This window comes from Paenibacillus sp. USDA918EY (assembly GCF_009870825.1).
Lineage (GTDB): Bacteria > Bacillota > Bacilli > Paenibacillales > Paenibacillaceae > Paenibacillus_AQ > Paenibacillus_AQ albilobatus.
In genome coordinates, this window is the sequence record NZ_WTWY01000009.1 from 205,110 (window position 1) to 225,025 (window position 19,916).

Annotated in this window: 17 protein-coding genes and 3 riboswitches; of the genes, 8 read left to right on the top strand and 9 right to left on the bottom strand. The window is 57.5% G+C overall.

Annotation, left to right across the window (positions count from 1 at the left end):
- Window positions 1-141 precede the first annotated feature (141 nt).
- The 4 genes from gcvH to GQY55_RS19175 all read right to left on the bottom strand — a co-directional run bounded on the left by gcvH (window position 142) and on the right by GQY55_RS19175 (window position 3,546).
- Window positions 142-534 carry a glycine cleavage system protein GcvH gene (gene gcvH / locus GQY55_RS19160; protein WP_160043484.1) on the bottom strand — a complete coding sequence of 131 codons (393 nt, stop codon included), beginning with the start codon at window positions 532-534 and terminating at the stop codon, window positions 142-144.
- 61 nt (window positions 535-595) lie between these two features.
- Window positions 596-1,528 (bottom strand): L-serine ammonia-lyase, iron-sulfur-dependent, subunit alpha, encoded by a 933-nt coding sequence (sdaAA, locus tag GQY55_RS19165; protein WP_160043519.1) that lies wholly within the window; start codon window positions 1,526-1,528, stop codon window positions 596-598.
- Between the two features lie 8 nt (window positions 1,529-1,536).
- Entirely contained in the window at window positions 1,537-2,211 is a 675-nt protein-coding gene (sdaAB, locus tag GQY55_RS19170; protein WP_160043485.1) for an L-serine ammonia-lyase, iron-sulfur-dependent subunit beta, read from the bottom strand.
- A gap of 216 nt (window positions 2,212-2,427) precedes the next feature.
- Window positions 2,428-2,539: riboswitch (glycine riboswitch) on the bottom strand.
- Window positions 2,540-2,709: 170 nt separating this feature from the next.
- A complete protein-coding gene (locus tag GQY55_RS19175; protein ID WP_160043486.1) occupies window positions 2,710-3,546 on the bottom strand; it encodes an ROK family protein in 837 nt (278 codons plus the stop codon).
- A gap of 210 nt (window positions 3,547-3,756) precedes the next feature.
- A riboswitch (glycine riboswitch) is annotated at window positions 3,757-3,856 on the top strand.
- Window positions 3,857-3,998, top strand: a riboswitch (glycine riboswitch).
- Between the two features lie 82 nt (window positions 3,999-4,080).
- Here GQY55_RS19175 and gcvT point away from each other — a divergent pair.
- From gcvT to gcvPB, 3 genes are read left to right on the top strand one after another with little or no spacing between them, the layout of a single operon-like run.
- Window positions 4,081-5,199, top strand: a complete 1,119-nt coding sequence (gene gcvT / locus GQY55_RS19180) for a glycine cleavage system aminomethyltransferase GcvT (RefSeq protein ID WP_160043487.1) — start codon at window positions 4,081-4,083, stop codon at window positions 5,197-5,199.
- Between the two features lie 17 nt (window positions 5,200-5,216).
- Window positions 5,217-6,548: an aminomethyl-transferring glycine dehydrogenase subunit GcvPA gene (gene gcvPA / locus GQY55_RS19185; protein ID WP_160043520.1), complete on the top strand. Its 1,332-nt coding sequence runs from the start codon at window positions 5,217-5,219 to the stop codon at window positions 6,546-6,548.
- The gene (gcvPB, locus tag GQY55_RS19190) at window positions 6,545-8,002 is read left to right on the top strand and encodes an aminomethyl-transferring glycine dehydrogenase subunit GcvPB (RefSeq protein WP_160043488.1); all 1,458 of its coding nucleotides are present in this window, start codon (window positions 6,545-6,547) and stop codon (window positions 8,000-8,002) included. Before gcvPA ends, gcvPB begins: the two co-directional genes overlap by 4 nt.
- A gap of 251 nt (window positions 8,003-8,253) precedes the next feature.
- Here gcvPB and GQY55_RS19195 read toward each other — a convergent pair whose 3' ends face one another.
- Window positions 8,254-9,789 (bottom strand): flotillin family protein, encoded by a 1,536-nt coding sequence (locus tag GQY55_RS19195; protein ID WP_236575709.1) that lies wholly within the window; start codon window positions 9,787-9,789, stop codon window positions 8,254-8,256.
- Window positions 9,789-10,325 (bottom strand): NfeD family protein, encoded by a 537-nt coding sequence (locus GQY55_RS19200; RefSeq protein WP_160043489.1) that lies wholly within the window; start codon window positions 10,323-10,325, stop codon window positions 9,789-9,791. Before GQY55_RS19200 ends, GQY55_RS19195 begins: the two co-directional genes overlap by 1 nt.
- 291 nt (window positions 10,326-10,616) lie before the next feature.
- Between GQY55_RS19200 and GQY55_RS19205 the strand changes: the two genes are divergently transcribed.
- Both GQY55_RS19205 and GQY55_RS19210 read left to right on the top strand, forming a co-directional pair.
- On the top strand, window positions 10,617-11,165 hold the full coding sequence (locus tag GQY55_RS19205; protein ID WP_236575710.1) for an RNA polymerase sigma factor: 549 nt from the start codon (window positions 10,617-10,619) through the stop codon (window positions 11,163-11,165).
- Window positions 11,155-12,135, top strand: coding sequence for a DUF4871 domain-containing protein (locus tag GQY55_RS19210; RefSeq protein ID WP_160043490.1), 981 nt, complete (start codon window positions 11,155-11,157; stop codon window positions 12,133-12,135). The genes GQY55_RS19205 and GQY55_RS19210 overlap by 11 nt, the downstream gene beginning before the upstream one ends.
- Window positions 12,136-12,149: 14 nt before the next feature.
- Here GQY55_RS19210 and GQY55_RS19215 read toward each other — a convergent pair whose 3' ends face one another.
- Both GQY55_RS19215 and GQY55_RS19220 read right to left on the bottom strand, forming a co-directional pair.
- The gene (locus GQY55_RS19215) at window positions 12,150-13,628 is read right to left on the bottom strand and encodes a sensor histidine kinase (protein WP_160043491.1); all 1,479 of its coding nucleotides are present in this window, start codon (window positions 13,626-13,628) and stop codon (window positions 12,150-12,152) included.
- Window positions 13,628-14,305: a response regulator transcription factor gene (locus tag GQY55_RS19220; protein ID WP_160043492.1), complete on the bottom strand. Its 678-nt coding sequence runs from the start codon at window positions 14,303-14,305 to the stop codon at window positions 13,628-13,630. Before GQY55_RS19220 ends, GQY55_RS19215 begins: the two co-directional genes overlap by 1 nt.
- Window positions 14,306-14,623: 318 nt before the next feature.
- Here GQY55_RS19220 and GQY55_RS19225 point away from each other — a divergent pair, with 318 nt between their 5' ends.
- Genes GQY55_RS19225 through GQY55_RS19235 form a run of 3 tightly spaced genes read left to right on the top strand, consistent with a single transcriptional unit; the run spans window position 14,624 to window position 18,483 of the window.
- A complete protein-coding gene (locus GQY55_RS19225; protein ID WP_160043523.1) occupies window positions 14,624-15,373 on the top strand; it encodes a polyphosphate polymerase domain-containing protein in 750 nt (249 codons plus the stop codon).
- Window positions 15,370-16,050, top strand: a complete 681-nt coding sequence (locus tag GQY55_RS19230) for a DUF4956 domain-containing protein (RefSeq protein WP_160043493.1) — start codon at window positions 15,370-15,372, stop codon at window positions 16,048-16,050. Before GQY55_RS19225 ends, GQY55_RS19230 begins: the two co-directional genes overlap by 4 nt.
- Before the next feature lie 18 nt (window positions 16,051-16,068).
- Window positions 16,069-18,483, top strand: a complete 2,415-nt coding sequence (locus tag GQY55_RS19235; RefSeq protein ID WP_160043494.1) for a carbohydrate-binding domain-containing protein — start codon at window positions 16,069-16,071, stop codon at window positions 18,481-18,483.
- A gap of 258 nt (window positions 18,484-18,741) precedes the next feature.
- On the opposite strand, the gene GQY55_RS19240 is transcribed toward GQY55_RS19235, so the two are convergent.
- Window positions 18,742-19,905, bottom strand: a complete 1,164-nt coding sequence (locus GQY55_RS19240; protein WP_160043495.1) for an iron-containing alcohol dehydrogenase — start codon at window positions 19,903-19,905, stop codon at window positions 18,742-18,744.
- Window positions 19,906-19,916 lie beyond the last annotated feature (11 nt).

The following is a 19,916-nucleotide window of genomic DNA, read 5'->3' on the forward strand; positions in this document are numbered from 1 at the left end:
GGAGCCCAATTTGCGGACGTGATGGCCCAGAAGGGAAAAATGGAGGTTGCGTCAATCGGCAGGCATTCTCAGGCCAACGCAAAAAAGGCGTGCGGATGACATCGTCATCCGTACGCCTGTCCCTTGCATATTTCGCGGGCGCTACTCTTCGAGAAACTCCGCATACTGCTCCGCGCTAAGCAATGCCGACAGCTGCTCCTCCAGGTCGCCCTCCACTTCGATTTCCGCCATCCATCCGGCATCGTACGGTTCGTCGTTGACAAGCTCCGGCTCATCGCCGAGCCGCGGGTTGATTTTCGTCACTTGACCGCTGACGGGACAGAACAGGTCCGACACCGTTTTAACCGATTCGATCGTGCCGATGCTTTCCTCGGCCTGCACGCTTGCGCCTTCTTCAGGCAGCTCGACGAACACGATGTCGCCAAGCTGATGCTGCGCGAAATCGCTGATGCCGATGCGCACGACGTTTCCGCTTACCTTTTCCACCCATTCGTGATCCTTGCTGTACCAACGATTCTCTTTCACATTGCTCATGGTTTTCAACTCTCCTTCGAATCATGTCATAATCCTTGGAAAAATGCGTGCAGATGAGCCATTACGGAGTGTCTGACGGCGGTTGTATCGCATCTTTGGCTTCTTTTGCTTTGCGGCGGCGCTGTTCCACCAGCTCCCGGGTCAGCTTGCGCCCGGTCGGCGTGGCGGCCAAGCCGCCTTTGCCGGTCTCGCGGTGTTTGCTCGGCATGGCGCTGCCCACCTCCAGCATGACGCCGATCACTTCATCGGCGGGGATGACGCTGCCTACGCCGGCAAGGGCCATATCGGCGGCTGCCAGCGCGGTGACGGCGCCAAGGCCGTTGCGGACGATGCACGGAATTTCCACGAGTCCCGCAACGGGATCGCAAATGAGGCCGAGGCAGTTTTTCAAGGCCAAGCCGACCGCATGGACGGCCTGCCGAGGCGAGCCGCCTCTCAGCTCTACCATGGCCCCCGCCGCCATGCCGATCGCCGAGCCGACCTCGGCCTGGCACCCGCCTTCGGCGCCGGAAATCGACGCGTTGTTGGCTATGACGTACCCGATGGCCCCGGCCGTGAACAGGCCGCGCACCAGCTTGTCGTCATCCCAGCCGAATCGTTCCTGCGAGCTGACGAATACGCCGGGAATGATGCCGCACGAACCTGCCGTCGGCGTGGCGATGATTCTGCCCATGGAGGCATTCACTTCGGAAACGGCGAGCGCGTAAGCCATCGCCATGGCGGAAGGCTCGCCGAGCGACGTGTCGCCTTGCCGCATGTAATCCGCCACCTTTTTGGCGTCGCCCCCCGTCAAGCCGCTTCGCGATTTCGTGTTGCCGGTCAGCCCCTTGCGAACGGCTTCCTTCATGACCTGGTAGTATTCGGCCATCTGGCGGAATACGTCGTCCGCAGGGACGCCCGTTTCCTTGGCCTGATCCTCCACCATCACGTCGGCGATCGTTTTGTTTTCTTTCAGGCAAATGTCTGCCAGCTGTTCCAGCGTCTCGAATCTCATAGTCACCTTTAACTCCTTTGGGTCAAATCGATCATCGTCACTTCCAAAATATGCGGAAGGCGGGCCATCTCCTCCAGAACGGAGGCGGAAGGCGGCGTATCCAGCTCGAACACCGTCATGGCCGCTTCGCTCCGCCCTTTGCGGTCCACGTCCATGTAGCCGATGTTGAGGCCCTCCCGGCTGAGCAGGCCCGTCAAGCCGGCGATCACGCCCCGGCTGTCGGAATGCGTGACCGCGATCGTAGGGTATTCGCCGGTAATTTGCACGTCGAAGCCGTTCAAGGCATAAACCGCGATCGTTCCTCCGCCGATGGAGGCCGCGATGACGTCTGCTTTGCGGTCCCCGGCCCAAAGCTTGAGCTTGACGGAATTCGGATGGGGCCCGTTGCCTTTTCCCTGAATCCACTCGATGTCCATTCCGGCTTTTTCGGCTTCGATGTCCGCTTCCGGAATCCGTTCGTCATCCGTGTCGAAATTCAGCAGCCCCGCCGTTAACGCAAGGTCCGTACCGTGTCCCCAATACGTCTCCGCGAAAGATCCGAACAAAGTGACCTCGACCTTCTCCGGCTGGCGGCCGAGCAGCTGGCGCGCCACCCTGCCGATGCGCACGGCGCCGGCGGTGTGGGAACTGGAAGGGCCCACCATGGACGGACCGATGATGGAAAATACGTTTTTGAATCTCAAAAACTCCACGCTCCTGTTTTAGGTAATTCACATCAGGAATTTGTCATTTATCCAAACGGCAGAAAAAACGCGGCCGGGCGCTGTCCGCAAACGCAAAAAAAGGGACAGCAAAAAAAGGTATGCAGCACCTTTTCTCTGTCCCTTGTACCTGAGAGTTTAAACGGAAACTTCGTTCCCGCGTTCCCCTTGGGTGGCTGACGCTCTCTCCAGAGCCGCGTCCGGCGACGGTTCCTTGTACCTGAGAGATTAGCCGCCGGTTTGTGCCCTCCCGCAGCTTGCTCCTTCGGTGCCGCCCCCATGCCGGGTCGGTCTCTCCCGTTCGCCATCATCCGCCTTATATTTGATCGCCTCTTACGAAACCATTTACATTCCTAATCACCTTAAGAATAAAGCAGAGCAAACGGCGCTGTCAATATAACAGGAATCTGAATTCCCGGAACAGCGAAAACCATCTTGTTTCCCGCGGTTTTCCCCGTTGTTCCTCCGCCTTTCGGCCGCCTAAATCCGCATGCCGCTGCGCATGTATTCCATGGCGCCGAGAGCGACGATACGTTTATTGTCTTTGGCCGGGACGATCCGGCAAGCGTCGAACATGTCCGGAATGGTATGTTTTTGCGCGGTTTCGAGCGCATGCTCCATATATCCGGGATAGGTGGCGGTGCTGCCCCCGATCACGATCACATCCGGATTAAACAGGTGGATCACGTTCGTCAACGCCATTCCGAAATATTCGCCCGCCCGGGCAATCAGCTGCACGGCCGCCGGTTCGTTCCGGTCGATTCGCTCAAGGAATTCATCAATGCCGCAGCCCGCCTGCTGCAAAATGCCGATGCCCCCCGCGATGCTGTCCAGCCTTTGGGGACCTTCTTCGGTTTGGATGATGCAGTAGCCCAGCTCCCCGGCAAAACCGTGCGCCCCCGTAAACATCCGCCCCTTCGAATAGACGCCGAGCGCAGTGCCGGAACCGGCCATAATCACCGCGAGTGTGTCTTTGTCCTTATAATGGACCGTTTCCGCAACCGTAGCGGATTTGACGTCATTAATAAGCCGGACGGGAAACCTTCCCTGCCCGAAATCATCGGCGGTCATCCCGGTCAAAGAACGTACGTCCGACAGCTGCACGCGATGGTCTCCTTCCACAAGGCCGGGCACCGCGATCCCGACCCCTTCCGGCTCAAACGGCAGCCGGCCGATAAACCCGTCGATTTCCCGCTTCAGATTCTCCCACGGGCAATCCAGCCCGGTCGGCGCTTTTTGTTCGAACGTTTCCCCGCCAATCTGCGCAAACATGTACATTTTCGTGCAGCCGATATCCACGCCTACGATTTTTTCCACGCTTTCATCCTCCCCAGATTGAAGACCGTTTTGGGCCATGCCGATATTATTGTATCAATTCGGGCGTGGAAACAGTATGGCAAAATCCAATGTTTTCATATGTTTTTGCCGGTTGCATCCCCCTTCTCAGGGTCCGTCTTCATAACCGATATTGTTGTTGACATTCCTATAAGCTTTGAGTATTAATGGTATTAGACAATACCATAGCGGATGAAAGTAATGGGAGAGATTACTGTTCACTGGTGACGCCGAAGGAGTAAGCCCGCGGGAGGCGGGGGAATCTCTCAGGCAAAAGGACCATTACCGGACGCATCTCTGGAGAGAATTCTTAAGCGAAAGAATCACCCAAGGGGAAATTTGTTGACCGGCACTTGAAGTGGTGTGAAGTCTTGTAAACCCTTTTTGGCCGTTAAGCAAAGTAACTCTCAGGTACCAAGGACAGAGCGGAAGAAGCGGTATGCCGTGCATCGGCATGCTTGTTCTTTTGCCTGTCCTTTTTGTGCTTAAAAAATGTAAAGAGAAGGTGATGGAAACGTGTCCGAGCTTAAACGAACCCCGCTTTACCCGCTGTATGCCGAAATTCCGGGCGTGCGCTGCATCGATTTCGGAGGCTGGGAGCTTCCGGTCCAGTTCAGCGGCATCCACAAAGAACATGAGGCGGTCCGCGAAGCCGCGGGTTTATTCGACGTGTCCCACATGGGCGAATTTTGGGTTGACGGCCCGCAGGCGGAAAGCTTCCTTCAGCATATGACCGTCAATGATGTAACCGTTCTCGCCCCGGGGCAAGCGCAATACAGCGCGATGTGTTACCCGGACGGCGGCGTCGTTGACGATCTGCTGGTATATAAGCTCGCGGAGGCGTCCTACATGCTTGTCGTCAATGCGTCAAACATCGGCAAAGACTGGCAGTGGCTCCAAGAGCATCTCACGGACGGGGTGCGGATGACGGACCGATCCGATGAAACGGCTCTTCTCGCGCTCCAGGGACCCAAAGCGGAAGAGATTCTCGCCCCCCTTGTCGATTGCGATTTGACGAAGCTCGGCGCGTTTCATTTCCTGCAAAACGTATCGCTGTTCGGCGCGTCCGTCCTCATCTCGCGCACCGGCTACACCGGCGAGGACGGCTTCGAAATCTACCTGCCTGCCCAAGATGCCGCGGCCGTATGGAGCGGATTGCTTGAGCGCGGCGAAACCTTCGGCCTGCTTCCCGCAGGTCTCGGAGCGCGCGACACGCTCCGGTTCGAAGCCAAGCTGCCGCTTTACGGGCAAGAGCTGTCCCGGGATATCTCCCCGCTGGAAGGCGGGATCGGCTTTTTCGTCAAGCTGGGCAAGGATGATTTTATCGGCAAAGAAGCGCTGCAGCGCCAGAAGGAGGCCGGCGTGCCGCGCAAACTGGTCGGCGTGGAAATGATCGACCGGGGGATTCCCCGCTCGCATTACGCGGTATATTCCGGAGGCGAACCGATCGGCGAAATTACGACGGGTACCCAATCCCCTACGCTGAAGCGGAATTTGGGGCTGGCGCTCATCGACAGCCGTTACGCCGCCGTCGGAACGCAGGTTGAGGTCGACGTGCGGGGCAAACGCTTGAAAGCCGAAGTTGTCAACGTCCCATTCTACAAACGAGCCCGAAAAGGAGCTGACTCCAAGTGAAGCACCGTTATTTGCCGATGACCGAGCAGGATCAGCAGGAAATGCTGAAAACCGTCGGAGTGAATTCGATCGAAGATCTTTTTAAGGATATTCCCGAAGAAATCCGTTTCAAGGGGGAGCTTCCGGTCTCCAAGCGGCTGGACGAGTACGCCCTCACGACCCACCTGTCCGCGCTGGCCGCCAAAAACGCCAACACCGACCAATACGCCAGCTTCCTGGGGGCTGGACTTTATGATCATCATATTCCTTCCGTCATCAACCATGTCGTCTCCCGATCGGAATTTTATACCGCCTACACGCCGTACCAGCCTGAAATCAGCCAAGGCGAGCTGCAGGCGATATTCGAATTCCAATCTTATATTTGCGAGCTGACGGGCATGGCCGTGGCCAATGCAAGCATGTATGACGGCGCGACGGCCCTTGCGGAGGCCGGTTCCCTGGCGAGCGCCGCCACCAGACGGACCAAGCTTGTCGTCTCCGCGGCGGTTCATCCGGAATCAAGGCAAGTGCTTCATACGTATGCGCGGGGCTTAGGCCTGGACATCGTCGAGGTCGGTACGAGCAACGGGGTAACGGACATGAACGAGCTGGCCCAAGCCGTTTCGGACGATACGGCCGCCGTACTCGTGCAGAACCCGAACTTTTTCGGCTCGGTCGAAGACCTCGCCGCCATCGGAGAGCTGGTGCACGGCGTCAAAGGCCTGATGGTCGTAAGCTCCAACCCGCTCGCGCTCGGGCTGCTGGAAGCTCCGGGCAAGCTTGGCGCCGACATCGTGGTCGGGGACGCTCAGCCGCTTGGCATTGCGTCGTCGTTCGGCGGACCGACCTGCGGATTTTTTGCGGTGTCCAAGGACCATATGCGCAGAATGCCCGGCCGCATCGTCGGCCAGACGGTCGACCGGAACGGCAAACGCGGCTTCGTTCTGACGCTTCAGGCGCGCGAGCAGCATATCCGCCGGGAAAAAGCCACCTCCAACATCTGCTCGAACCAGGCGTTGCTTGCGCTTTGCGCTTCCGTCTATCTGTCGGTGATGGGCAAGCAGGGATTGATCGAGGTCGGCAAGCTGAACCTGCAAAAAAGCCATTACGCCGCGGAACGGCTCGCAAAGGTGCCTGGCGTGACGCTGCCGCATACCTCCCCTTATTTCAACGAATTCGTGATCCGGCTTCCCGAGGGCACGTCCGTCGCGGGGGTCAATGCCAAACTGCTTAAGGAAGGTTTCCTGGGCGGTTACGACCTTGGCCGCTCTTACCCGGAGCTTGCAGGCCAAATGCTGGTCGCCGTAACGGAACGCAGAACGAAAGAACAGATCGACCAATTCGCATCACTGCTGGAGGGCTGTTTATGAACCAGGAAAAAGCGTTGATATTCGAGTTGAGCCATCCGGGCCGCATCGCCTATTCCCTGCCGGAACTCGACGTGCCGGAGCTGGAAGCGGAAACCGTGATTCCGGCCTCCATGCTGCGCAGCGAGCCCGCGGCGCTGCCGGAGGTGTACGAGGTGGACGTCATCCGGCACTATACCGAGCTGTCGCGCCGCAATTTCGGCGTGGACAACGGGTTTTACCCGCTCGGGTCGTGCACGATGAAATACAATCCGAAAGTCAATGAAGACGTGGCCCGTTACCCGGGTTTTGCCAAAATCCATCCTTACCAGCCCGAAGAAAGCATCCAAGGCGCGCTTGAGCTAATGTATCAGCTGCAGCAGGACTTGGCAGGGCTCACCGGCATGGATGCGGTCACGCTGCAGCCTGCTGCCGGCGCCCACGGCGAATGGACCGGCTTGATGATGATCCGCGCATATCACGAAAGCCGCGGGGAACGTCGCGACAAGGTCATCGTGCCGGACTCGTCGCATGGCACCAACCCGGCCAGCGCTTCGGTCGCCGGGCTCAAGACGATCACGATCCCGTCCACGGCCAAAGGGCTCGTCGACCTTGATGCGCTGCGCGCGGCGGTGGGCGGCGATACGGCCGCCCTGATGCTCACCAACCCGAATACGCTCGGCTTGTTCGAGGAACAGATCCAGGAGATCGCGGCAATCGTTCACGAGGCCGGCGGGCTTCTGTATTACGACGGCGCCAATTCCAACGCGATTATGGGCATTACCCGCCCCGGCGACATGGGCTTCGACGTCGTGCACCTGAATTTGCACAAAACGATGAGCACGCCCCATGGCGGCGGCGGTCCGGGCGCCGGTCCGGTCGGCGTCAAAAGCCTGCTCGTGCCGTTCCTGCCGGGACCGGTCGTCTCCAAAAAGAAAGACGGCACGTATACGCTGGACGGCGCCAACGAATCGTCGATCGGCCGCGTAAAAGCTTATTACGGCAACTTCGGCATTCTCGTCCGCGCCTATACCTACATGCGGAGCTACGGCCCCGAAGGACTGCGCCGCGTGTCCGAATGCGCCGTGCTGAACGCCAATTACATGATGAAACGCCTCGAGCCTTATTACGACATTCCGTATCCGGGCATCTGCAAGCATGAATTCGTCATGTCCGGCACGCCGCTCAAACAATACGGCGTCCGCACGCTGGACGTGGCGAAACGGCTGCTCGACTTCGGGTATCATCCGCCGACCATCTACTTCCCGCTGAACGTCGATGAATGCATGATGATCGAACCGACCGAAACGGAGAGCAAGGACACGCTCGACGCTTTCATCGACACGATGATCCGAATCGCCAAGGAAGCCGAGGAACAGCCGGAACTGCTGCTAAACGCCCCATACGGCACGCCGGTCACCCGTTTGGACGAAACGGCCGCCGCGCGCAAGCCGGTGCTGAACTGCGCCTGCAGCTAAGACCTGCTAAGCAGCAGCGTCCTGAAATGAGATACAACATAAAGAAGGCGGCCCAAGCCTGTTGTTGCTTTGGGCCGCCTTTTTTAATTAAGCATTTCGTGCAATACGAAATGAGAAATGCAGCCTTCGGCATGTCCGAAGGCTATTCCGTCATGAAAAACACTACGAAAAAGGCATGGGACGGAGCCTCTCTTCCTGTCCCATGCCTTCTCTTTTTTGCGAGTCCTTCGCAATGTATGCAGCGGCCGAAACTATTCCTCTTTCGCCGCCCCCGCCTCCAGATTCACCAGCTCGCGATCCTTCTGCGCATGCTGGGCCACGACCGGAGCGGGCTTGGATTTGCTCGTCAAGTTTTTGATCAGCCCTTCCACGTCGATGCCGGACACGTTTTTCAGCATTTCCGGCGCGGTGGACATCAGCTCCGTCACATAATTGCTTACGCGGGCCGCGCCTTCGCCTTTGCCCGTATCCACCACGGTAAGCTTGTCGATCGAGGAGATCGGCTGCGCGATTTTGCCGGCCAGCTCAGGCAGCATTTTGACGATGATGTCCAGTACCGCCGCTTCGCCGAACTTCTGGAATGCCTCCGCCAGCTTTTCCTTCGCTTCCGCTTCGGCCAAACCGCGCAGGCGAATGACTTCCGCTTCGGCGGTACCCTTGGCCCGCTCGGCATCGGCAATCGCCTGGCCTTCAAGCCGTTTTTGCTCCGCGGAAGCTTTGGCCTGCGTTTCGATCGAATACTGCAAAGCGTCGGCCTCGCGCATTTTGCGCGCTTTATCCGCCTCGGCCGCCTGCTCGACGGCGTAACGGTCGGCATCGGCCTTTTTCTTCACTTCGGCGTCGTATTGCTTTTGGCGAACCATGATTTCTTTTTCCTGCAGGTCGATTTCGCGTTCCTTGCGGACCAGTTCGACCTTCATCTGTTCTTCGACCATCGTCTGCTTGGCGCGGGCTTCCTGAATGTGGTACGCCTGGTCGGCTTCCGCCTTCGCGGTGTCCTGCTCCTTCTTAAAGGAGGCAACCTTCAGCTCTTTTTCCTTGGTCGCTTCGGCGATGTTGGTGTCGCGCAGCAGTTCGGCCTTTTGCCCCTGTTCTTCCGCGTTCGCCTTCTGAATCCGCGCATCCCGCATCGCTTCGGCTTCCGCGATTTCGGCATCCCGCTTCACCGCCGCAATCCGCGGTTTGCCCAGCGCATCGAGATAACCCTGCTTATCGCGGACGTCCTTGATCGTAAAAGAAACGATCTGCAGTCCCATTTTCTTCAAGTCGCGAGCCGCTACGCCTTGAACCTCCTGCGCGAATTTATCGCGGTTCCGGTATACTTCCTCCACGGTCATGGAGCCGAGAATCGCGCGCAGATGACCTTCCAGCACCTCTTGGGCTTCGCCCTTCAGCGCGTCGATCGGCTTGCCGATAAATTGCTCCGCCGCGGTTGCGACGTCTTCGATCGAGCTGCCTACCTTGATGATCGCGACGCCGTCGGCAATGACCGGCACCCCTTGCTCGGTGTAAACCTCGGGCGTTGATACGTCCAGCTTGTGGGAAAGCAGCGAAATAAATTCCGACCGCTGGAATACGGGCAAAATAAACGCGCCGCCTCCGCGGACGATTTTGATTTTCCGCCCCGATTCATCCTCCGCGATGTTTTTGTTACCCAAAAAGGAACCGGTCACGATCATGGCTTCGTCCGGCCCAACCGTTTTGTAGCGGGCCCAGAAAGCCAATCCCAGCACAATAATAACCCCGACGACAATGATTGGAATGATCAGGTAATCCGGCAAATCCATCAAACAACATCTCCTCTTCTCTCGTCTAATTTGGCGACACGCAGTACCCCGTCAAGCACGTCAACGACGACAACCCTAGTGCCGGCTGCCAGCAGATGGCGATCGAAGCTTGAGGCGATATGAACCGTGTTCCCGGCGCCAAGCTTGATCATGACCTCGCCGAAACCCGTTTCGGGAATCGGGATGGTGACTTCGCCGATGCGCCCGGACAGCTCGCGGATGGAATAGGCGGTGGAATTTTCGCTGTTGTCCATCGGCCTGACGTAAAACCAATAGACCAGCGCCGAAATGATCACCGCTGCCGCCGCCGACAGCAAAATCACCGGCAGGCCACCCCATCCCGTATAGCGCTCCAATAAAACGCCTGCACCCCCAAACACCGTCACTGCGCTTGCGATGACCATCGGCTTCAGGAAATCGACCGACAAAAAGTCGAGCAGCCCGTCAAGGGCATGGCTGACCAGATCCCCCAAAACGACGCTGACCACCGCAAACAGGATTCCGCCTGCAAGACAGCTCCAGAAAAGCGTTTCCATGGTCGCATCCTCCCATGCCGGGATTTTGCAAAATTCGTCAATCCGTCCGCTTCCGGATCGCAATACGTGGAAACATACCCCTTCGATCCACCTATTGCCGCTTGGAAACCCGCTTTCATTGGATTTTTGCAAAATCCCCCAAATATGTTCAAACTGCCTATATAAGGATATACGTAAGAAGGTTCGATTTGTTTCAAATATTTCCTATCTGATAAAATCTTGGCGAAACGGCTGCAAGCGGGAACCTTCCTTCGTTCCGATTGTCTAATTAACGGGAGGGATCACAATGGGATGAACATGAACGGCCCGGCCGATCTGATGATCGTCGAAGACCCGCGTCTCGCGCTGCAAGGCCTGATGGGCAGTTATGCGCAGGAAGTGTGGAATTTCGCTTTTTTCCTGACGAAAAACAAAGAAGCTGCGGACGATATATCGCAAGAAGTTTTTATAAAAGCATATGAACACTGGGGAAAATTCGAGAGGCGGAGTTCTCCCAAAACATGGCTGCTCGCCATTACACGCAACCTATGCCGGAACTGGTCGAAATCCCACGGCGTACGCAAAGTCGTGCTTATGGAAAACATTTTCGCTCAGAGTACGGCCAGCTCCGCCGAAAACGAGTACTTGGACCGGCTGCAGCTGCAAACCATCTGGCGCCTCGTGCTGCAATTGCCCGCCAAATACCGGGAGGTGCTTGTGCTCGATGCCCATTATGGGCTTGGGTACGCGGAAATCGCGCAGCTTCTAGCCATTTCCGAAGGAACGGTCAAGTCGCGGATTCACAGGGCCCGCAAACGGATGGAAAAAGCGATGGAAGGAGAATTCCGCAATGAAACATGACAACAAACCTCAATGGTATAAGCAGCTACAAACTCCCCCTTTTGATCGACCGATGTTTACGCCGGAAATGGAGCAGACGGTATTAGACCGGCAGCAGCGGGCCAGCTCGGGAAATAAATTGCCTGCGTGGATGAAACGCTGTTCCGTGATCGGCGCTGCGGCTGCGGCGGGTGTCGCGCTCGTCCTGACCATAGCGGGAAACGTCCCGGGGATAAACCAAGCCATCGGTCTTGGGAATGTTTGGACGAATGACGGAGCCGCCAGCGGATGGAGACCGCATTCGGTTTATTATGAGGGAGAAAAACCCTTGATCGAAGCTTTCCCCGGAGGGGATTATCGGGCGGGCCGGCGGGCGGGATGCTGGTGGAACCTGAGCATCCCTTACGAACAGCTGAAGGATTCGACCGTTGAAATCACCGCCACCCATCGCCAAAGCGGACGGACAATTTCAGAGCTTCCCCCAACGGCCATCATCCGTTCCATGAGCTACGACAACTTCACCCGAGTCCCTTCGGATTTTGCGCTGCCGCTTTCCGGCACCTGGAAATTCGACGTGTACATCGACGGGCAAAAAAAGGGGGACCTCGTGTTTGAAGTTCCCGATTCCGATTGGAATGTCAGTCCGAATTTCGTATATAACAAATCGGTGTTGACCGGAAACAAAATGGAAATGGGCTTCGTTTCCAGCGGCTTTACGGCAGGACAGCCGAACAAGTTTTTATGGCATCTGTTTGCCGGCGGGGAAAAGTCGGGAAGCTTTCGCGTGGACGCGGTCAAAAAAGGAACGACGGACGTCATCACCATCCTGAACACCGAACTCAGCGGGAGCAAGCTTCATCAAACGCTGCCAAGCACCATGCAGCTGCCCGAAGCCGGACTTTGGCGGCTGCTCGTCTATGTGGACGGAAAATTCTATGACAGCATGGTCGTTGAGGCCAAGGCCGCGGCGGAAAAAGGAAACGGGAAGTGAACCACGGCCGCCAATCACCCCAACTGAACGTAAAAACTCGTCTTCCCGTTTGGCACGCTTTTAGCGAAAATTTTCCCTTTATGGCCTTCCACGATCGATTTGGCGATTGCCAGGCCGAGGCCGTATCCTCCGTGCTTGCGCGAACGGGAAGCATCGGCGCGGTAAAAACGGTCGAAAATATGGTTCAAATGTTCCGGTGCGATGCCCGCGCCCGTGTTTGTCACCTTCAGCAGCGGGCGGTTATGCTGTTTTTTCAGCTTAAGATGGATGGCCCCTCCCGGGTTGGCGTATTTGATGGCGTTGTCCAGCAAAATCATGACCACCTGCTTCACCTGCTCGCTGCTTCCCGTGACGGTCAATCGAGGTTCGATTTCATACGTGAAGGCGAGCTCTTTTTCGAAAATGACGGCTTCCATCGTCAACATGACGCTTTCGACGGCTTCGCTGAGATCGAACGGTACGAAAATGACATGCTCGCGCCCATCGTCCATTTGGGTAAGATACAACAGATCGTTCGTCAGGGTTTTCATGCGCTCGGTTTCCGACTTGATATGCTGCAGCCATTTGGACTGGGACAGGATCGTTTCTTCGCCGTTAGCCAAAAGGACGTCGGCGTTCGTGTTAATGACCGCCAGCGGCGTCTTCAATTCATGCGAAGCGTCGGCGATGAACTGTTTTTGCTTGTCGAAAGCTTTGCGCACGGGTTCAATCGAACGGTTGGCAAAATAACGGCTTGACGCGTAAATGACGGCCAGCATCACCAGCGCTACAGCCAAAAAGGTGTAAATCAGGTTTTTAATGATTTTGAGCTGGGCGGTCACATCCAGATACACGACGGAATATCCGTTCGGCGTGGGCAGCACGCTGTACGCCCAGCGCGTCCCGTCCAGCATGACCTGGCCGTTTCGTACCGGGCTTTGCGCCGCATGTTTTTTGGCCGCCTCGTAGAAGTCCGCATCCATTTCGAAACGGGAATTGGTTTTTACCATATTCCATTCCCGGTCCGTCTTCAGCTCGAACGCAACGGAAAGCTCCGGAGGCGGAGTTTGGCCTCCATCCTTGAGGCGGGGCATATCGACTTCCCGCTGTAGAGGCTGCGAAGAACCGGAATCCCCGGTTTGGACGGAATCGCCGTTGCCGCCGTTCGATGACGGACCTACGACTTCCTCCGAACCGGAATCGGCGGCATCCGGCTCCCGGCCGGCGGTGCCGGAGTCCGGCGGCGGCGAAGCAGGCTGCCGGCCGTTTTCGGCCTTCGCGGCAGCGCCGCTCTCTTCCTGCGCCGCGGGCGACGACGGCGTTTTCCCCGGATCTTTTTTGCCGGGCCCTCCCTCTTTATGGTAAAACTCCGAAACGCGCTGAAGCTCCATGCCGATATCGCGGCGGACGTTTTGATACGTGATCGTATAAATGGCCGTAAACGCGACCAGCATGATAATCGTGATAATGGCCATGTTCATCAGCAAAAACCGGTTGCGCAGCTTCCTGAACATTATGATGTCGCCTCCAATACGTAACCGACGCCCCGGATCGTGGTGATCCGCGCCGAAGCGCCTAAAAAAGCCAGCTTTTTCCGCAGAAACGAAATGTAGACTTCGACGTTGTTATGTTCGGCATCGGAGTCGAAACCCCATAACTTCTCGATCATTTGCTCCTTGGAGATCACCGCCTGTTTGCGCAGCATCAGCAGCTCCAGCAGCTCGCATTCCTTCAAAATCAGCTTCAGCTCCTTGCCCTTGCAGCTCAGCTTCAGCATGGACGTATTCAGCTCGATGTCCGCGAATTTCAGGCTGTCCTCCGGGACCACCTCGCCTTTTCGCCGCAAAACCGCCCGAATGCGCGCCAACAGCTCGCCCGTAGAAAACGGCTTGGCGACGTAATCGTCGGCTCCGCAGTCCAGTCCCGCAATCGTGTCGGAAATTTCCCCTTTGGCCGTTAGCATGATGACCGGCGTGGCGATGCCCTCGGCGCGGATCGTTTTCAGCAGCGTGATGCCGTCCATCTCCGGCAGCATGATATCGAGCAGCAGCAAATCGTAAATGCCGCTAAGGGCGTTATCGAGACCCGTCAAGCCGTCATAAACGGCATCGACGGAATAATGTTGTTTTTTCAAAATTTGGGTCAGCGCTTCCGCCAGATGTACCTCGTCTTCCACAATCAATACGCGCATAATCGTAACCCCCTTCTTTTCCTCTATATGAATCGTTCCATGGCCTGATTATAATAGGCGAACCTTTAACCAACCTTTAAAAAAAGCCAGCCTTCCAAGCGGTGTCTCGCTCGAGCCAAAGCGGGTGGCATGAGGTTGCGGCCGATCCGGTTCAAATGCGTTGCCCAACGGGCAAAGGCCTCCCCCGTTTTGTAATCGCCGATGTAAACGGAATGTTATCGCAATGTTTAAGATTCGTTAAAGGTTAGGCCATTAAGCTCAAATCCGTAAGGGCGATGACCCGATCAATCCGTCAGTGAGGAAAGGAGCGAAATCATGATGGCCATCGAAGTGTTTAACCGGTATGAGAACAAATATGTGATGGACACCAAAGCTTTCTACGATATTTATAACGACTTGATGGCATATATGGAGCCGGATGAAAACAACAAGGACGACAAGTTTTACACCATCAGCAACCTGTATTACGATACGGACTGCCATACCCTCATCCGCACCAGTTTGGCCAAGCCCAAATATCGGGAAAAGCTGCGGATCCGGTCATACGGCGTGCCGGACGGCGATGCCAAGGTATATCTGGAGCTGAAGAAAAAAGTGTTCGGGCTGGTGAACAAAAGAAGAACCTCGCTCAAGCTGAACGAAGCGTACGAGTTTGTGCGGACGGGCATGCCGCCGGCATACCGGAAAGGCATGAACAAGCAGGTCATCGGCGAAATCGAATATTTTTTAAGCAGGTACGAGCTGCGGCCGATGGTGTACCTGGCGTACGACCGCATCGCCCTGTTCTGCAAAGGCAACCGGGATCTGCGGATCACCTTCGATACAAACATCCGCTCGCGGCGTTACGACCTGCGGCTCGAGGCCGGCGATGACGGCGACCCGCTGCTGGAGCGGGGGCAATGGCTGATGGAAGTCAAAGCCGAAAAAACGGTGCCGGTGTGGCTGTCCAAAATGTTGTCCGAGCATCAACTGTACCGCACCGGCTTTTCCAAATACGGGAATGAATACAAAAAATCGATTCGAAACGCAAATGCGCAAGTCGTGGAAAGGGAGAGAGTTGTTTTATGATCGATTCCATCTTGAACGCGTCCGCCGCGGATACGGACCTATCGTTATCCCGCGCGCTTTTGACCTTGGCCGTGGCCATCGTCCTGGGCGCCATCATCAGCTTTACGTACATGAAAACGCAGCCTGCCTATTCGCAAAGCTTCACGCTGACGATGATGATTCTGCCGGCGATCGTCGCCATCATCATTTTGCTGATCGGCAGCAACATCGCCAGGGCGTTCAGCTTGGCCGGCGCCTTCTCGATCATCCGGTTCCGAAGCGCGCCGGGGGATGCCAAGGATATATCCTACGTGCTGTTTTCGATGGCGGCCGGGCTGTCCGCCGGCGTCGGCGCTTTCGGATATGCCGTCTTGTTCACCGTCATCCTTTGCGGATTGATGTACGTGCTCAGAAAAGTCCGATTCGGCACGAGAAAAGACGATCTCAAACTGCTTAAAATCACCATTCCGGAAAATCTCGGGTATGAAGAAGCCTTTGAAGAGGTATTCCGCAAGCATGGCGTCGAGTACGAGCTGAAGAAGGTGAAAACCACCGAGCTGGGGAGCTTGTACGAGGTCGTGTATTCGGTAAAAATGGGGCCGCAGACGAACCAGAAGGAATTTTTGGACGCCGTGCGGACCCGCAACGGCAATTTGGACATCACGCTGACGATGAACCCTGCGGTGCAGGAATATTAAACGAAAAGAGGTTGAACCATGAAACCATCCTACAAAAATAAATTTGCCGCGATTTTGATCCTGTCGGCCATGCTGGCCTCCGGCTGCACGACCAATGCGGCAGGCGACACGGCTGAAGCGGACGGCGCGGCGGCCGAAACAACTGCAGCGGCGGTGGATGCGGGCAAAGCCAACGCGCAGCTGGCGGGGCTTAAAATCAAGGATCTCGTGGAGTATGACAGCGATGATACATCCGCCGATTGGACGGCGAGCGATGCTACGGCCATTACGCTGAACGGTGCGGGCGCTGCCGTGAACGGTTCCGGCGCGAAAGCGAGCGGCGGCGACGTTACGATATCCTCGGCCGGAACGTACGTGATCAGCGGCAAGCTGCAAAGCGGAAGCATCGTGGTGGACGCCGGCAAGGACGATGTCGTTCATTTGGTGCTGAACGGCGCGCAGATCGTGAACCCGGACGGCCCTGCCATCCAGGTTAAAAAGGCCGGCAAAACCGTGCTGACGCTGAACGAAGGCACGAGCAACACCCTGTCGGACGGCAAAACCTACGCGGATACGTCCGAAGATGCCCCGACGGCGGCGCTGTACAGCCAGGACGATCTGACGATCAACGGCACGGGCAAACTGACCGTGCAGGCGAACTACAAGGACGGCATAACGAGCAAGGATGATCTGAAGATCGTCAGCGGCACGCTCGACGTCAACGCCGCCGACGACGGCATCGTCGGCCGCGACTTGGCTGCGGTCAAGGCCGGCACCGTTCACGTCAATGCCGGAGGCGACGGCTTCAAGACGACCTATGACGGCGACAAGGACAAAGGCTACCTTGTCATCGAAGACGGGACGTTCGCCATCGAATCCGGCAGCGACGGATTTCAGGCAGCCGCATCGCTGTTGATCGCCGGCGGGACCTACGATGTGGTGACCGGCGGAGGCAGCGCAAACGCCGAGCCGCACGAGGAGGAAATGCCGATGTGGCGTCCCGATTACGGCGGCCAGCCGGGAAGCGGCGGGCAAAACGGCCGGACGGCCGCTCAGGCAACGGACGGCGGCGCGAACGCGGACTCGGCGAAGGATTCGACGGCGGCGGCTTCAAACGCGGGTTCCCAGGCGAAGGATGACGGAGCGGAGGCGGAAAGCGGCATCTCGGCCGGCAAAGATGACGCTCAGGCCGCTAATGGGGAGAGCGAATCGAAAAGCATGAAAGGCCTCAAGGCGGAAGCGGGCATTTCGGTTTCGGGAGGAACGTTCGGCATCGACTCGGCGGATGATTCCGTGCACAGCAACGGCAGCATCCTGCTCTCCGGCGGACGGCTGGATCTCGCCACCGGCGACGACGGCATCCATGCCGATGTGTCGATCGTCATCTCCGGCGGAAAAGTAGACGTCAAAAACAGCTACGAAGGCATCGAAGCCGCGGATATCCTCATCTCGGGCGGCAAGATCCATGTCGTCTCCAGCGATGACGGCGTGAATGCGTCCGACGGAAGCGGCAGCGGGGAAGGTCCGGGAGGAATGTTCGGCGGAGAGCCGCCGGCAGGCATGCCTGGACAGGCGCCGGATCAAGCGGAAGGCGGCCGGGCGCAGTCCGGAACAACTGCGCAAACCGGCGGCAGCGCGCAGCCTGGTTCAGGCACGGCGCCGTCCAATGCGCAGGCGAACGGCAGCGGCCAAGCCGCGCAGGACGGTTCGGCCGATCAAAGCGGCGCCCAGCAGCGTCCAGACGGTCAAGGCATGCCTGGCGGACCGGGTGGAAGCGCCGGCAACGCAAAACTTACGATCAGCGGCGGCTATTTGACGGTGAACGCGCAAGGCGACGGCCTGGACGCCAACGGCTCCATTACGATGACCGGCGGCACCGTGCTGGTGAACGGTCCGACATCGGGCGGCAACGGCGCCCTGGACTATGACGGCACGTTCGAGCAGTCCGGCGGCCTGCTGGTTGCCGCGGGAAGCGCGGGCATGGCCCAAGCGCCATCCGAATCCTCGCCGCAGCGTTCGGTTCTTATGACATTCCCGAGCACCGTGAAAGCAGGCACACTAGTGACGCTGGCCGACGGCAAGGGGACGCCAATCTTAAGCTTTGCACCGGCCAAAGATATCCAGACCATCGTCATTTCGACGCCGGATCTGAAGTCCGGAGACACATACGCCTTCTATACGGGCGGCAAGTCCAGCGGCTCGGCGAAGGACGGCTTGTACACGGGCGGCAAGCTGACCGGCGGAACGAAGGTCGTCAGCTTCAAGCTTGGCGACGCGGTCACTTACGTGAACGAATCGGGCGTAACGACCGGGGGAGGCGGTTTCGGCGGCGGACGCGGGCCGGGCCGTCCCGGCGGATTCCGGAACCAAGGGGATGCAGCCGCAAACGGAGCGCCGGCGCAAAGCGGCTCGGGCGGCACGCAAACCGGCGATTCGGAATCTTCCACCAAGTAAATGGCCGCCTCCTACGCTCTAGGCTTTCCACGCATTCCTTAAAAAGATTTCCCAAAACCATTGCCGGCTTCGATCCGCCGGCAATGGTTTTTTGCGCGCCACGGTGTGGGCCTAAACTATGACCTCGAAGCCGATTCCGGCACCTTCGGGGACACCCGAAACGATAAATTTCCATACCTTAAAAAAGGCCCGCAAGAAGCCGCATTTCATGCGTTTTCCCGCGGGCCGCCGCATCCTTTGGATGCTTTCCTTCAACAGTTACAGCGACATTTTATAGATTTCAACGACATCTTCTTTGTTCAGCGTTCTGAATCTGCCGAACGGCCCGAACCGCACCGTTTTCTCGGCCATCACTTCGATTTGGCTGTCGTCGATGCCATAGTCGGCAAGGCGGCTCGGCGCGCCGATGGAGCTCCAGAAGTCGCGCAGCGCCTGAATTCCTTCAAGCCCTACCTCTTCATCGGTTTTTCCTGCCGGATCGATATGGAACACATGAACGGCAAGCTGTTTGAACCGGCCCGGATTGGACTTCAAATTGTATTTCATCCAGTTCGGGAACAAAATCGCCAGACCGCCGCCGTGCGGAATGTCGTACACGGCCGAAACGGCGTGCTCGATGTTGTGGGTCGCCCAGTCCCCGGCAAACCCCATGTTGAGCATCCCGTTCAGCGCCATCGTGCCGCAGTACATGATCGTCGAGCGGTCTTCGTAATTTTCGAGGTCCTGGATAAGGCGCGGCGCCGTGTCGATCACGGTCCGGAGAACGGTTTCGCAGAAGCCGTCCTGCACCGGCGTGTTCGTTTCGGCATGGAAATAATGCTCCAGCACATGCGACATCATGTCGACCATGCCGTAGACCGTTTGGTCTTTAGGCAGCGTAAACGTCAGCACGGGATCCAGGATCGAAAAGGCGGGAAACGCGTAAGGGCTCCCCCATCCCATTTTCTCCTGGGTTTTCTCGTTCGTAATGACGGAACCTCCGTTCATTTCCGAGCCGGTTGCCGCGATCGTCAACACGGTGCCGAGCGGAAGCGCGTCCTGCGGGGTCGCTTTGCGCTCCACGAAATCCCACATGTCTCCGTCGTATTTGGCGCCGACGGCGATCGCTTTTGCGCAGTCGATGACGCTGCCTCCGCCAACGGCGAGGATCAGGTCGATGTGATGCTCGCGGCACAAGCTTACGCCTTTATGTACCGTGGATAAGCGCGGATTCGGCTCAACGCCGCTCAATTCGGTGACCTCGGCGCCGATTTCCTTGAGCAGGGCGTGCACGTCGTCGTACAAACCGCTGCGCTTGATGCTGCCTCCCCCGTATACGAGCAGGACGTTTTTGCCGTATTTCGGCACTTCCCTTTTTAATGTATCAAGCTTGCCTTTGCCAAAGATGAGCTTGGTCGGATTATGGAATTCAAATGCGTTCACGGCATGTTCGC

Bases quoted from the DNA above. Each gene is read 5' to 3' on its own strand.
- gcvH (WP_160043484.1), bottom strand. From the start codon at position 534: ATGAGCAATGTGAAAGAGAATCGTTGGTACAGCAAGGATCACGAATGG.
- sdaAA (WP_160043519.1), bottom strand. From the start codon at position 1,528: ATGAGATTCGAGACGCTGGAACAGCTGGCAGACATTTGCCTGAAAGAA.
- gcvPA (WP_160043520.1), top strand. From the start codon at position 5,217: ATGACCGAGCAGGATCAGCAGGAAATGCTGAAAACCGTCGGAGTGAAT.
- gcvPB (WP_160043488.1), top strand. From the start codon at position 6,545: ATGAACCAGGAAAAAGCGTTGATATTCGAGTTGAGCCATCCGGGCCGC.
- GQY55_RS19195 (WP_236575709.1), bottom strand. From the start codon at position 9,789: ATGGATTTGCCGGATTACCTGATCATTCCAATCATTGTCGTCGGGGTT.
- GQY55_RS19200 (WP_160043489.1), bottom strand. From the start codon at position 10,325: ATGGAAACGCTTTTCTGGAGCTGTCTTGCAGGCGGAATCCTGTTTGCG.
- GQY55_RS19205 (WP_236575710.1), top strand. From the start codon at position 10,617: ATGAACATGAACGGCCCGGCCGATCTGATGATCGTCGAAGACCCGCGT.
- GQY55_RS19210 (WP_160043490.1), top strand. From the start codon at position 11,155: ATGAAACATGACAACAAACCTCAATGGTATAAGCAGCTACAAACTCCC.
- GQY55_RS19215 (WP_160043491.1), bottom strand. From the start codon at position 13,628: ATGTTCAGGAAGCTGCGCAACCGGTTTTTGCTGATGAACATGGCCATT.
- GQY55_RS19220 (WP_160043492.1), bottom strand. From the start codon at position 14,305: ATGCGCGTATTGATTGTGGAAGACGAGGTACATCTGGCGGAAGCGCTG.
- GQY55_RS19225 (WP_160043523.1), top strand. From the start codon at position 14,624: ATGGCCATCGAAGTGTTTAACCGGTATGAGAACAAATATGTGATGGAC.
- GQY55_RS19230 (WP_160043493.1), top strand. From the start codon at position 15,370: ATGATCGATTCCATCTTGAACGCGTCCGCCGCGGATACGGACCTATCG.
- GQY55_RS19235 (WP_160043494.1), top strand. From the start codon at position 16,069: ATGAAACCATCCTACAAAAATAAATTTGCCGCGATTTTGATCCTGTCG.